This window comes from Bacillus sp. FJAT-50079, assembly GCF_018343515.1.
Classification (GTDB): domain Bacteria; phylum Bacillota; class Bacilli; order Bacillales; family Bacillaceae_C; genus Lederbergia.
Genome location: NZ_JAGYPD010000002.1, coordinates 664,488 through 678,210, shown reverse-complemented (window position 1 = coordinate 678,210; position 13,723 = coordinate 664,488). Strand labels below are relative to the sequence as shown.

General features: G+C 37.8%; 10 protein-coding genes. 7 read left to right on the top strand and 3 right to left on the bottom strand.

Features of this window, described 5'->3' with window-relative positions:
- The 7 genes from KHA95_RS07220 (at position 1) to KHA95_RS07190 (ending at position 8,993) form a co-directional block, all read left to right on the top strand.
- Complete coding sequence (locus KHA95_RS07220; RefSeq protein ID WP_213136802.1) at positions 1-894, top strand: ABC transporter permease; 894 nt, start codon at positions 1-3, stop codon at positions 892-894.
- 100 nt (positions 895-994) lie between these two features.
- Positions 995-1,870, top strand: a complete 876-nt coding sequence (locus KHA95_RS07215; RefSeq protein ID WP_213136801.1) for a carbohydrate ABC transporter permease — start codon at positions 995-997, stop codon at positions 1,868-1,870.
- Between the two features lie 21 nt (positions 1,871-1,891).
- On the top strand, positions 1,892-3,412 hold the full coding sequence (locus tag KHA95_RS07210) for a glycoside hydrolase family 28 protein (protein WP_213136800.1): 1,521 nt from the start codon (positions 1,892-1,894) through the stop codon (positions 3,410-3,412).
- Between the two features lie 29 nt (positions 3,413-3,441).
- Positions 3,442-4,452, top strand: a complete 1,011-nt coding sequence (locus KHA95_RS07205) for a dienelactone hydrolase family protein (protein WP_213136799.1) — start codon at positions 3,442-3,444, stop codon at positions 4,450-4,452.
- A 350-nt stretch (positions 4,453-4,802) separates the two neighbouring features.
- Complete coding sequence (locus KHA95_RS07200) at positions 4,803-5,651, top strand: AraC family transcriptional regulator (RefSeq protein ID WP_213136798.1); 849 nt, start codon at positions 4,803-4,805, stop codon at positions 5,649-5,651.
- 227 nt (positions 5,652-5,878) lie between these two features.
- Positions 5,879-7,438, top strand: coding sequence for a glycoside hydrolase family 43 protein (locus KHA95_RS07195; RefSeq protein WP_213136797.1), 1,560 nt, complete (start codon positions 5,879-5,881; stop codon positions 7,436-7,438).
- Between the two features lies 1 nt (position 7,439).
- Complete coding sequence (locus KHA95_RS07190; RefSeq protein ID WP_213136796.1) at positions 7,440-8,993, top strand: glycoside hydrolase family 43 protein; 1,554 nt, start codon at positions 7,440-7,442, stop codon at positions 8,991-8,993.
- 457 nt (positions 8,994-9,450) lie between these two features.
- On the opposite strand, the gene KHA95_RS07185 is transcribed toward KHA95_RS07190, so the two are convergent.
- Genes KHA95_RS07185 through KHA95_RS07175 form a run of 3 tightly spaced genes read right to left on the bottom strand, consistent with a single transcriptional unit; the run spans position 9,451 to position 13,493 of the window.
- Entirely contained in the window at positions 9,451-10,248 is a 798-nt protein-coding gene (locus tag KHA95_RS07185; RefSeq protein ID WP_213136795.1) for an alpha/beta hydrolase, read from the bottom strand.
- A 25-nt stretch (positions 10,249-10,273) separates the two neighbouring features.
- Positions 10,274-11,176, bottom strand: a complete 903-nt coding sequence (locus KHA95_RS07180; RefSeq protein ID WP_213136794.1) for a pectinesterase family protein — start codon at positions 11,174-11,176, stop codon at positions 10,274-10,276.
- 16 nt (positions 11,177-11,192) lie between these two features.
- Entirely contained in the window at positions 11,193-13,493 is a 2,301-nt protein-coding gene (locus KHA95_RS07175; RefSeq protein ID WP_213136793.1) for a helix-turn-helix domain-containing protein, read from the bottom strand.
- Between the last annotated feature and the right edge of the window lie 230 nt (positions 13,494-13,723).

The window sequence follows — 13,723 nt, the reverse complement described above, 5'->3', positions numbered from 1 at the left end:
ATGCGTCGAATTAAGAAAAACAAATTGCTGTATTTAATGATCACACCAGGTCTACTTTATTTCTTTATTTATAAATATGTTCCGATGTATGGTCTGATTATTGCCTTCCAAGATTATAAACCATATAAAGGGATTAGCGGCAGTGATTGGGTTGGTTTTGAACATTTTATTCGTCTTTTTTCTGAACCAACCTTCTGGATGATCTTTAAAAACACACTCATTTTATTCGGGTTAAACTTATTCATTTACTTCCCGATTCCGATTATCTTGGCGTTGATGTTAAACGAAGTACGTGTCCATGCTTTTAAGCGTACCGTACAAACATTAATTTACATCCCGCATTTCATGAGCTGGGTTATTATCGTATCGATCAGTTATGTGTTGCTTACGATGGACGGCGGACTTGTGAATGGGTTGTTAGAAATGTTTGGCTTCCAAAAAATCAACTTCCTTTTAAATGAAAATTGGTTTAGACCGATGTACATTACACAAATCATTTGGCGTGAAGCTGGATGGGGAACGATCATTTTCTTGGCTGCCATTGCGGCGGTTGACCCTTCGATGTACGAAGCAGCTCGGATGGATGGAGCGAATCGCTTCCAACAAATTTGGCATATAACATTGCCAGCGATCAAAAGTGTGATCATTATTCTCTTAATCTTAAAAATCGGTGATGTGCTAGAGCTTGGTTTTGAACACGTTTACTTATTATTGAACGCATCGAATCGTGAGGTTGGAGAAATCTTTGATACGTACGTATATGTGACAGGCTTAAAGCAAGGGCAATACAGTTACAGTACAGCGATCGGCTTGTTCAAAGGATTAGTCGGATTGATTCTCGTCATGGGTGCTAATAGACTAGCGAAGAAGGTCGGCGAAGAAGGAATCTATTAATGGTGTAGTGCCGGCGCTTTTCTCAAAGCTCATTTTAATATTTATTGGATCTTTGAGAAGCTAATCAAGGGCCTGTACTACTTAAATAGGAGGGAAATTGATGGTTGAAGATAAATCACTAGGCAGCCGTCTGTTTAATTATACGAACACGTTCTTACTTGTCATTATTGCACTCGTGACAGTGCTGCCATTTATTCACGTTGTTGCGAGTTCATTTACAACAAGTGCCGAGCTTGCACAAAAACGATTTGTACTGTTTCCAACAGAGTTTAGCTTAGCGGCTTATAAATATATTTTCTCAACGGATACGATTTTTAAAGCATTGTTAGTATCAATCGGTGTCACGTTATTAGGAACGTTATGGAGTATGTTCCTATCAACGCTTACGGCATATGGATTGTCACGCAGAGATTTAGTCGGACGTAAACAAATTATGTTCTTCGTAATTTTTACAATGCTCTTTAACGGTGGGATGATCCCGACGTTCTTAGTCGTTAAACAAACGGGCTTGCTTGACTCGCTTGCATCGCTCGTCATTCCCGTTTCAATCAACGTCTTTAACATGATCATTTTACGGAGCTTCTTCCAAGGGCTTCCAGAAGGATTAGTTGAATCGGCGAAAATTGATGGCTGTAATGATTTTGGGGTTCTATTCCGAATTGTGATCCCATGTTCAATGCCAGCGATCGCAACGATCTCCCTGTTTTATGCGGTCACATACTGGAACACGTATATGCATGCGATTTTATATATTAACGATTCAGCGAAATGGCCTGTACAAGTATTGCTTCGGCAAATCGTCGTGCTTGCGAGCGGTATGAACTATGATAGTGCAGAGTTTACGGATATACCGCCACCAGAAATTACGGTAAAAATGGCCGTTATCGTTGTCGCAACGATCCCTGTATTGTTAGTGTATCCATTCTTGCAAAAGCATTTTACAAAAGGTGCATTACTAGGATCGTTGAAAGAATAATGAATAGTTGGAGGGAAGAACATGTATAAGTATGATATTACTCTCTTTGGAGCAAAAGCAGACGGAGTTACTGATAATACAGCTGTTTTTGCTGAAGCGATTAATGAATGTGCTAAAAATGGCGGTGGAACAGTATTTATTCCCGCGGGTACGTACTTTACCGGACCAATTGAATTAATGAGCAATATTACGCTTTATTTAGACGCTGGGGCACTTATCAAGTTTACGGACGATTTTGATGCTTATCAACCAGTAAAAACAAGATGGTCGGGATATGAATGTTATGGATATTCTCCACTTATTTATGGTAACAATTTGAAAAATGTTGCTATTAAAGGGGAAGGGACGTTTGATGGACAAGGAAAAGCTTGGTGGGATGTAAATGCACAATTAAGATTGAATAGTAAGGCATATACATCTGAAACGACGAAAGAAATTGCCCGATTAAACGCAGAATATATGGAACCGATTGAAACGAATCTTGTTGAATGGGATTCGCAATTTCTCCGACCAGCACTATTGCAATTAATCGATTGCGAACATGTGACAATTGACGGCGTTACATTACAAAATTCACCCTTTTGGAATACACATCTCGTTTACTGTAACCATGTAACGGTGAATAATGTTTCGATCATCAATCCGTCAGATACGCCGAATGGAGATGGACTTGATATCGATTCATGTTCAAATGTAAGAGTGTCCAATACTCATTTTGATGTCGGTGATGATTGCCTCGTCTTAAAGTCTGGTATTAACGAAGATGGAAGAAGAGTCGGCAAGCCAACGGAAAATGTGACTGTTACAAACTGTACGATGCTCCACGGCCACGGTGGCTTTGTACTTGGAAGCGAAATGTCAGGCGGCATGAAAAATATTACTGTTTCTAACTGTGTATTTATTGGGACGGATAGAGGAATTCGGATAAAAACAAATCGTGAACGTGGCGGGTACGTAAAGAACGTTCTAGTTAATAATATTTATATGGAAGATGTGCTCTGCCCAATCGCCATTAACTCTTTTTATCGTCACGGTGTAAATGAGAATGATCCAACAGTTAATCTTCAGGAAGCCATTCCAGTAACGGAAAAAACTCCTGTTGTTGACCATATCCAATTACGTAATATTACAGCTAAAAACTGTCGCGCAGCAGCTGGGTTTATTTACGGCCTCCCAGAAATGCCAGTATCCGATATTTCATTGAGCAATATTACACTTGAAATGACGACAGATCCTGCCGAGGTTGGCGGAGAGCCCGACATGGTTCGTGAAGAATTGGTTATGGCAGGGGCTGGTATTTACGGCAAATATGTTGAAGGATTAGTCTTGGATCGCGTCCGAGTGGAAACTCGCCAAGGTCCGGCATTGATCGTTGAGCAATCCAACGATGTAGAAATTAGCCATCTATCGATGAAACAAGTTCATGAGGGAACACCGGTCGTTGAGCTAAATCAAGTGGAAAATGTGTACATTGCAGGACGTCAAGCAAAACAATTAGCAGATTCATATGCAAAAGAAAATGAAATTGTAAAGAACAACTAATTAAATAAAATCATTCGGGGGTATCGTAAATGTGGGCAAAACATTCCTTCATTAACAATTTGTATGAAGAAACAATTAAAAAGCATTCGACAACCTATGATACGCACTGGAAAGAGAACTTGATTGATCAATTTCGCGATTCTTTAGGACATTTCTCTAGCGAGGAACCATTACAAGCGAAAGTTCTAGAAGAAACGAAAAAGAATGATTATACAAGATATAGTATTGAAATTACAACTTTGCCCAACCTGCGAATGCAAATGTATGTATTAATACCTAACAAAAAACAAGGACAGCCATCTCCAGCTGTCCTTGCTTTGCATGGGCATGGGTATGGAAACAAAGACATTGTCGGAATTAATCCGGATGGAACAGAACGTGAGGATGATCCGGGCTATCATAAAGATTTTGCGATAGAACTGGTTAAAAAAGGTTTGATCGTCGTTGCACCAGAGTTAATAGGTTTTGGCGAGAGACGCTATACCCCGGGATATACACCAGAAAAAGTGGAGGATAACTCTTGTTATTCAATCGCAAGCCAACTTTTACTATTTGGAAAAACAATAGCTAGTTTACGAATCTTTGAATGTAGTCGTGCACTTGATTATTTAGCTACTCGAAACGATGTGGATATGGAAAAGATCGGTTGTATGGGAATTTCGGGAGGAGGACTTGTTGCAGCATTTACCTCCGTCCTTGATGAACGGATTAAAGCAGTGGTTGTTTCAGGCTATACAAGTACATTTAAAGAAAGCATTATGGCGAGGAGACATTGCCTAGATAATTATATACCTGGCATTTTACAATATGCTGAAATGCCTGAATTGATTGGTTTGATAGCACCAAGACCACTTTTTGTAGAAGCTGGTATTCAAGATCATCTATTTCCAGATCATTCGGTTAAACAGGCATTAGAAAAAATTGAAGAAATTTATCATGCTTTTAATGCAGAAAAAGAAGTAATTTCACATTTTTTTGACGGTGGTCATGAAATTAATGGGGAAAAATCATATAAATGGCTTTTAGAACAACTTAACTAATAAGTCTTTAGCCGTTCTCAAAAAAAAACGGGCGCTATGCCCGTTTTTTTGAAAAGTAAAGAAAGTATAAAATTTTTATCGTTTTCATTTCAAAAATCAGATTTCTCTGTCTAGCTAAGGCGCCCAGCGACTAGCTGTACGATAAGTCAACATCGGCTTGTTTAGGCCTGCACGAAACGGCGTTGCCACAGGACGTCGCGAATTTAGCCTCCTCCATTCGGTTATAGCCGTTGATCCATAGATCTCGTCAGAATCGTGAAAGGAAGTACGTCGCTAAACAGGCGCTTGCGCTTTTCTTAGCAAAAAGGAAAGTTTATACATTTTAAATGGGATATTAAAGGAGTAGCCCTATGGATGATCTTACAATTAAAAGTTATGATTTACAAAATGAAATCTTTAGAATTAGATATGTAAATGAAAAAAGCTATACGGAAATGAGACAAACCCATTTTCATAATAGCTTTGAACTATATTATCTACTAAGTGGAGAAAAACTTTTCTTTGTCAATGATCAATTATTTCGCGCAGGAAAAGGTGACATAGTGATTATTCACCCTTATGATGTGCATAAAACATCTAGTATTAAAGAAATGGATGCTGAAAGAATCGTTATTCATTTTAACATGAAGTTTATCGAAAACCAGATTAGCGGAGAAAATTTTGATTTGAATGATCTAGAAGAGCTACCTAATAAAATTCATTTTACTGTGAAAGAACAAATGGTTGTGGAGCGACTCTTAAATGAAATGCTGAACGAGTGTGAACTGAAAAAAGAGAAATATGAGTTATATATAAAGTCGTTACTTTTCATGCTTTTAATAAGTATATTTAGATATACGAAGAATAATACCGATGTTAAAGATAAAATAACGAATATTGTTGATCAAAAAATGTTGGACATTGCCTCATATATTAATAAAAATCTCTGTAAAAATCTTTCACTTAATCGTATCGCCAATGAGTTTTATATTAGTCCTAGCTATCTTAGTAGAACGTTTAAAAGAGTTACAGGCTTTAATATAAGCAAATATATTCAACTTGTGAGGATCAAAGAAGCACAAAAGCTTCTGCGTGAAACGAATCTTAAGATTATTGATATCGCAAGTTTAGTTGGCTTTACTCAAATTGCCCATTTCAATAAAGTCTTTAAGGAAAATACCCATACATCCCCATTAAAATATCGAAAAACAGCAAACTAATGCTTCATTAATATAATTGTAAAGTTGAATAGGTCAAAATAAGCAAAGTTTTTGTGAAAAGAGGGTGAAAAAGAGCAAGATTCGTATGTTAGTTTTTACTATAATCATTATATAGTTTGAACTTAAACTACTAATTCACTCTTTTAAAGTCAGGGAGAAGAGGAACTAGAGTGAGAAAAAGCTTAATGTAGATCGTTTTGCATGTGCATATTATTGGAGGGGAAACCATGGAACGGAAAATAATTGAATCAAGTGTTTGGACGGCTGACTTAGGTAATGGTATGTATCAAAATCCAATCTTGCATGCGGATTATTCAGATCCTGATGTCATTCGTGTTGGTGAAGACTTTTATATGGTCTCATCAAGTTTTAATATGTCTCCGTGTTTGCCTGTTTTACATTCAAAGGACCTTGTAAATTGGCAAATTATTAATCATATTGTACAGGAATTACCATTTTCCCACTTTGATTTGCCAAGGCATGGAGAAGGTGTGTGGGCACCAAGTATTAGATATCATGACGGAAAGTTTTGGGTGTTTTTTGCGACGCCTGATGAAGGAATTTTCATGAGTACTGCAAAAGATCCTGCAAGTGAATGGACTCCTTTGCATGCAGTAAAGAAAACAAAAGGCTGGATTGATACATGTCCGTTTTGGGATGATGATGGCCAAGCATATTTAGTAAGCGCTTTTGCAAAAAGTAGAATTGGATTTAAAAGCATTTTACATATAAGTAAAATGAAAGCGGATGGTACTGAATTACTCGATGAAGGTGTTCATGTTTTTGATGGGAATCTCGATCATGAAACGATTGAAGGACCAAAAATGTATAAAAGAAATGGATATTATTATATATTTGCTCCCGCAGGTGGAGTAGCGACAGGTTGGCAAACGATTTTGCGTTCCAAAAATATATATGGGCCATATGAAGACAAAATTGTTTTACAACAAGGCAATACAGACATCAATGGTCCACATCAAGGCGGCTGGGTTGAAATGGAATCTGGGGAATCGTGGTTTCTTCATTTCCAAGATAAAGGGGCGTACGGCAGGATCGTCCATATGCAACCGATGCATTGGGAAAATGATTGGCCTGTCATGGGACATAATCAAGATGAAAATGGGATTGGAGAACCTGTAAGTGTATGGAAAAAGCCGGATATTGGAGCTTCGTTACCAATCGTTGTTCCAGCAATGAGTGATGATTTTACGAAAAGGGATTTAGGTCTTCAATGGCAATGGCGGGCGAATTGGAAAAAAGAATGGTATTCATTAAATGGTGATTGTCTTCGCTTATATAGCATTACTCAAGCAGAAGGCGTGGATAAGATTTACGATACACCAAATGTGCTTACGCAAAAGTTTCCTGCGGAACGTTTTTCTGTGACAACCGAAGTGAATGTTCACTTCCAATCGGATGAGGATCGCAGTGGACTTGTCGTTCTTGGATTAGACTATGCTGGAATCGCAATTAAAAAAGCGAATGATAGTCATGAAATTATTTTTGTAACTGGTACTCATGAAGAAGATGAAAGAGAAGAAGTGATTGTACAAATAAATGGGAGTCGTTTGTTTTTGCGCTTGGAAGTAGATGTGGGCGCTAACTGCACATTCAGTTATCGTGTTGATGAAGGAGAGTTCCATCGAATCGGTCATCAATTTACTGCAACGGTAGGAAAATGGATTGGAGCTCAAGTCGGTATTTTCTGTTTAAGTAAAAAGAACAATACTTATTCGAGCTATGCTGACTTTCAATATTTTCATATTGATGAAGCAGGAGGAGAATAAAATGCCAACGTTTAAAAATCCAATTATTTCAGGCTGTTATGCAGATCCATCGATTTGTCGTGTTGGAGAGGACTACTATTTAATCACTTCGACCTTTGAATATTTTCCTGGCGTCCCAATTTTTCATAGTAAGGATCTTGTTCATTGGCGACAAATTGGACATGTGTTGGATCGACCGAGTCAGTTAAACTTAGATGGTACACCGAATTCAAAAGGGATTTATGCAGCGACGATTCGTTATTATAATGGTTTATTTTATATGATTACAACCTTTGTTGAAAGCGTTACTGGAGCAAGAAGAAATTTTTTTGTAACAGCTGAAAATCCTGAAGGGCCATGGTCTGACCCATATTGGTTGGACGATTGTCCTGGAATCGATTCATCATTATTCTTTGATGATGATGGAAAAGTATATGTGACGGCAAATCGGCGACCACCAAGCGGACAACAATATCCAAAGCATATGGAAATATGGATGCAGGAGCTTGATTTGGAGACGAAGCAGCTTGTTGGAGAAAAGTATAGCTTATGGGATGGGGCTTTGAAGTATATTCATGCACAAGAAGCACCTCATTTATATAAAGTGAATGGCATGTACTATTTAATCATTGCTGAAGGTGGCACGGGCTTTACGCATTCCGTCACGATTGCCCGAAGCGAATCGATTACTGGTCCGTATGAAGGAGCGAAAACAAATCCGATTTTAACTCATCGTCATTTGGGCGGAAATTATCCAATTGTCAATATCGGCCATGCAGATATCGTTGAGACCCAAAATGGGGAGTGGTGGATGGTCTGTTTAGGTTCACGTCCATATGGCGGCGATTTCTGCAACTTAGGTAGAGAATCATTTTTAGTGCCGTTTGTTTGGGAAAACGGTTGGCCAGTTGTTAATCCAGGAAAAGGGATCGTCGAAATGGAAGGCATTCGCCCTAATTTGGAGAAAAAAAGATGGCCATCTGAGCCTGTATGTGATCATTTTGATTCGGAAACACTTGGATTTCAATGGAATTTCATTCGTACTCCACGTGGTGAGTTTTGGTCACTTACCGAACGCCCGGGATATTTGCGCTTATATGCGAAACGAGAGACAATTACTGATGTGGTAAATCCGAGCTTTATTGGCAGAAGGCAACAGCATATCGATTTTTCAGTAAGAACAAAAATGGATTTTCGTCCGGAAAATAAGGACGAGGCGGCAGGTCTCGTATTACTACAAAATCAAAATTTTCAATACCGCTTGGAATATGTGGAAGCAAACATTCAATTAGTGAAGAGGGTGGATGGAATAGAAGAGGTGCTTTCATCGATCCCTTATGAGGGAGAACAAGTATATTACAAAGTGGAAGCATATGGACAAAGCTATAATTTCTATTTTGCGGACCATGCGGAGGAATGGCAGATCGTCTATGAACATGCAGATGGAAGAATTTTAAGCACAGAAGTAGCAGGAGGATTTGTCGGTACATATATCGGCATGTATGCGACAAGTAATGGAAGTACAAGTGAAAACTATGCTGATTTTGATTACTTTGAATATGTAGGTCTTAATTGAACGAGAAATTGTTTTCTCATACAAAAATCGCCTTTAAATTCTCTGGAGATGATGGAAAAACAATTGTTTTTCAAAAATAGCAGTATAACATTCTTGCTCCTTTAAATCTATTCGAATATAAGTGTTGATTTTTGTCCGCAAGCGGAACGGGAGCCTCCTCAGTGCTGAGCGCACTTAAGGGGTCCCGTTCTTCGTTTTTCCTGCTGGGGTCTTTCGCCTTTCACTGGAATCAACATCGACGCTTTATTTTTGCTTTTGATCCATAATACCAACTATTCAATATTATTATAAAAAAAGATATAATGCTCTTAAAAAATGATTAGGGCATTATATCTTTTTGTTCTAGTTTTTGAATATTAATTATTAGCAAGCACAGTTAATTAGAGCGGAAAGCGCCCCCCCAGAAGCATGAATGGCCCACGTATTAACAGGACTTCTTCAATCCCATCTTTCACTATTAAAGCGTTTTTTGTATAAAACTTTGTTTTCTTAGCCAAATTTCACATGTTTGTATCCATGCTGCGACGTCAGGCTCTTCTTCTGCTAAACCAAGTCCATGCCGTCCATTTTGATAAATATGTAATTCATATGGAATTTGCTGTTTACTTAACGCTTCAGCAAATATTAATGCATTCCCAACTGGAACTGCCGCATCATCGGCTGTATGCCAAAGAAAAACAGGGGGAGTGTTTGCCGAAACATTTTTTTCACTTGATAAAAGCTCTTTAAGTGATTGTTCAGGCTCTTCTCCAAGCAGCCTATTCATCGATCCTTCATGAACATATTGTTCAAAGGAGATGACTGGATAGCAGAGGATGGCTAAGTCTGGGCGGCAGCTGATTTGATCGATTTCATCTACGCTTTCATCAGCTTGCAACTCAAATAATGTTGCGGCCGTTGAGGCTAAATGTCCTCCGGCTGAAAAACCGAGTACTCCGATTTTCCCCTGATCAATCTTCCATTCATGTGCACGATGGCGTACAAGGCGAATCGCGCGTTGCACATCAAGCAAAGGGACAGGATGTTGATATGGAGCAACTCGATAATGAAGAACAAAAGCAGATATACCAAGGCGATTTAGCCATTTGGCAATCGGCTCACCTTCGTGATCAGCGCGGCGTTGGTAGCCGCCACCGGGACAAATAATAACCGCTGCATGACTTTCGTTTGTATTTACGATATATGGAACGAGATATGGACGATCTTCCGCTGAATTTCCTTTTGCATATGGCGTTTCATTTTCCCATAATTGCATTTGATCTTAATCCTCCATTAATAGATTAGAAGTTTGGCAACCACACATCGGCTCCATGAAAAATATGCTTCAAACAGTATGTTCGGGCTTCTTCATCTGATAGCTGCTTCGACCACTGTACACGTTCATTTAAACGTGCCCCAGGACCAATGCTTTGGTGCTCAGAATAACGGGCAGTCGTTTCATTGGTTTCATCACGCCAATTGTCCCAGCCGCTGCGCTTTATATGTTCACCCATCCATGTTTTGATAAAAACCGTATGGGAGAAAGGACGCCATGGGCGACCTAAAAAGACAGTGTCAGCCTCGTGATTGCCGGTTAATCGGCAATTAATAAAGACAAAGCCGAATTCTTGTTCCTTTGGGGTAGAGGCAGCGGTAATATATCCGCTGCGTAAACTATGAATCGTACAATTATCAAAAACTGCAGTGCCTGCACCGAAAATAAAATCTACATGACCTTCGATATAACTATCAAGAAAATAATGACGCCCTTTTGAAGAATAGAGGGTATCTTGGTTTCCTAATAAGCGGACATGATTAAATACACAGCGGTCACCAGAAATATAAAGGGCAACGGCTTGTCCAATTTCCTCACCGAATCCTGCGTGATTTTCGATTGTAATATTTTCCATAATAAAATCATCAGCATGGACATAGACGACAGCTGTTTGAAATGTCCCAATCTCACACCCATTTAAATCCTTCATTTTTGCATAATTGCCATAAACGATATGCGTTCGTTCATTGTCTTCCCCGACGATACGAATCCCCGGCTTATTGTCGGGGATGAAAATTGTTTCTTCATAAATGCCAGCTTTCACGTAAATTTTTACTTCTTCACGTGGATGAACAGGAACGGCGTCCACAGCAGCTTGAATCGTTGTGAAATCACCTTTTCCATTTTGAGCAACTACAAAATTCAGCATATCAAAATCTCCTCTATTAAAATGCTTTTTTCGATTCACGGTACTTTCCAGGAGTTGTTCCCTCACTTTTACGGAATGACCGGATAAAATTTTGTGGATTTTTATAATTAAGCTTTTCGGAAATTTCTTTCACAGACATGTCAGTTTCCAACAACCATTTTTTCGCCATATTTAATCGATACATCGATAAATATTCACTGAATGAAATATTCATCTCTTTGCGGAAAATGCTGCTTAAATAATTTGGATTATAATGTAATCGTGCTGCAATTGATTCGAGTGTAAGGTCGGTTTCAAATTCCTCTTGAATTATATGAATAATATTATCGGATATATTTTTATACTGAGATTCTGATCTTTTTTCGATTTTAGTCATAAGCGGATAAATAATCATATCCGCAAACCAGTTTCTTACTTCACTTAATGATTTTAGCTCATATATTGCTTCGAACATTGACTTATTATCTTCTAGCTCTAACACATCAATCCCTAATGTTTGCATAAGTTCAATTAAGTCATTTAAGAAACGAACGAGTGAAATTTGATATTGCAAATGATTTAAATCCTTTTCGAAGATCGCATCAAGCAATTGATCGAGTAAATTGTCAACTTGTTCTATTTCTCCTAATTTAATCGCATCGAAAAGTTCATTTTCAATTTGCTTCGGGAAATAAATGTGGAAAGCTTGTGCTCTTTCTAAACTTTCAAAGAAAATAATCGATTCTTTTCCGTATTTTAACGTATACTTTAATGCTTCAAGGCTTTCCATAAATGCAAGTGGAGCTTTACTTACGCTATTAAATGGTTCACTTATTCCAATGCTCACTGAAATATTTAAATCTTCTCTTACTTTTTGCTGGATCGTTTCAGCAATATTGTTTAAATAATAAATGTGATGTTCTTTTGTTTCATGTCTACTATATAAGATTGTCACTTGTATATTATTTTTTACAATTGGCGTCATCCGATGTGAGCTCGGGATCAATTCTTCGATTAAATTATTAATGACAAATAATAAGACGTCTTCTTCTTTTCTCGCAAAACCGGCATCCTCAGGAGAATCAATTTGCAAAGCGAGAAGACTAAGGCGACGGAAGTCTTGGTCATAATCGAAATATTTTAATTTTCCCGGGAGCTCCTCCTCATTTAACTTTCCATCTAATAATCGGAGCATAAAGAATTGTCTTAATTGACCGATTTGTCCTTGAAGCGTTTCTTCTAAATGAACATTTTTTTGCAACATTTGTTGGACTTGGGTTTCAATCATATCAAATTCATTCTTTGCTTTCGTATTCGCCTTCGGGATAGTCGAACGTAAAAGAACGTCCTGTAAACGCTGAACAGGGCGATAAATTCGTTTTGAGCCGATTAAGGCGACAAGCAAGGACATAGCGGCGATGATAAAACAAACAAAAAAGGTAAACCAACCGATTGAATGTGATTGCTTGCTTAAATCACTTAGCTTTACAAGGGATAAGTAAGTCCAATTATTATAAATTGATTTCCGATATGTGATTTTATAATCAATTTGATCCAACACAGAATCGAATTGTCCGTGCTCTGATTCTGTCGTTTCTAATAATGGGACAATATTTTCATAAGCAAATGTTTTGCCCACATTACTCTTATCCGAGTGAGCGATTACCGTTCCATCACTATCTAAAATAACAATCGTCTCTGCATCATTATTATGCTGTAATAATTCTGAAAAAGAACATGTTGGTATATTGGCTAATGCCATCCCCGTCTTATTAGAGCTCGTTAAAGGAATTTGCTTTACAAGGGTAATGTGATAAGGACAAGAATTTCCACTCACCTTTTTATAAAACGGTTGTTCTCGTTCTTCAAGCATCCATGTCGATTTTGTCGCTAATACCGAATAGGTGTTTTGAATATCGGCTAATTGCTCATCGGCTAATCGCTGCAACCCATAATTATTAACGAGCCACTTATTTGGATAGCTAATAAGAACAACGTCCCCAACTCTCGTATCGAATGTTTGGAGATGCCCCATTTCCTCCCTCAATTGATTATATAGTTGGAATTGCTCTGTAACTAAAGGCTCACGAAGAGCTTCCTTAATATGGTAGGAGGTAGAAAAATGAGTGAGAGAGTGATCCACCGTTTTTAAGATTTGTTCGATATTCGTTTGGATTTGATAGATGCTATGTTGTTTTTCGTTAGCGACATTTTTTTCAATGACGTCGGAAGATGTAATAAAAGAAAAAATGCCTATAATGACAACGGGTACAATACTTAAAACGCTAACAAAAGTAATAATTTTGTAAAAGAAACTTGTTGATTTTTGTATTTTCATTTTACCCCCCAAATTGTTCATGTGAAAGCTAATCGCATATTAAAATTAACAAAAGTCGTATTTAATTATATATGGAATGATTAGCAATAACAATCATATCATCATAATCATTATATAACATCGTGTTCAATTCATTAGTTTATCTGTGTAATTTCATTGATTTCGAGTAAAAGCGACAAGTAGGTAAAGATGATTATAGATTTTATGTAATAAATGTAATAAATTAAAGA

Coding starts and splice junctions, on each gene's coding strand:
- KHA95_RS07215 (WP_213136801.1), top strand. CDS start 995: ATGGTTGAAGATAAATCACTAGGCAGCCGTCTGTTTAATTATACGAAC.
- KHA95_RS07200 (WP_213136798.1), top strand. CDS start 4,803: ATGGATGATCTTACAATTAAAAGTTATGATTTACAAAATGAAATCTTT.
- KHA95_RS07185 (WP_213136795.1), bottom strand. CDS start 10,248: ATGCAATTATGGGAAAATGAAACGCCATATGCAAAAGGAAATTCAGCG.
- KHA95_RS07195 (WP_213136797.1), top strand. CDS start 5,879: ATGGAACGGAAAATAATTGAATCAAGTGTTTGGACGGCTGACTTAGGT.
- KHA95_RS07180 (WP_213136794.1), bottom strand. CDS start 11,176: ATGCTGAATTTTGTAGTTGCTCAAAATGGAAAAGGTGATTTCACAACG.
- KHA95_RS07205 (WP_213136799.1), top strand. CDS start 3,442: ATGTGGGCAAAACATTCCTTCATTAACAATTTGTATGAAGAAACAATT.
- KHA95_RS07220 (WP_213136802.1), top strand. CDS start 1: ATGCGTCGAATTAAGAAAAACAAATTGCTGTATTTAATGATCACACCA.
- KHA95_RS07190 (WP_213136796.1), top strand. CDS start 7,440: ATGCCAACGTTTAAAAATCCAATTATTTCAGGCTGTTATGCAGATCCA.
- KHA95_RS07175 (WP_213136793.1), bottom strand. CDS start 13,493: ATGAAAATACAAAAATCAACAAGTTTCTTTTACAAAATTATTACTTTT.
- KHA95_RS07210 (WP_213136800.1), top strand. CDS start 1,892: ATGTATAAGTATGATATTACTCTCTTTGGAGCAAAAGCAGACGGAGTT.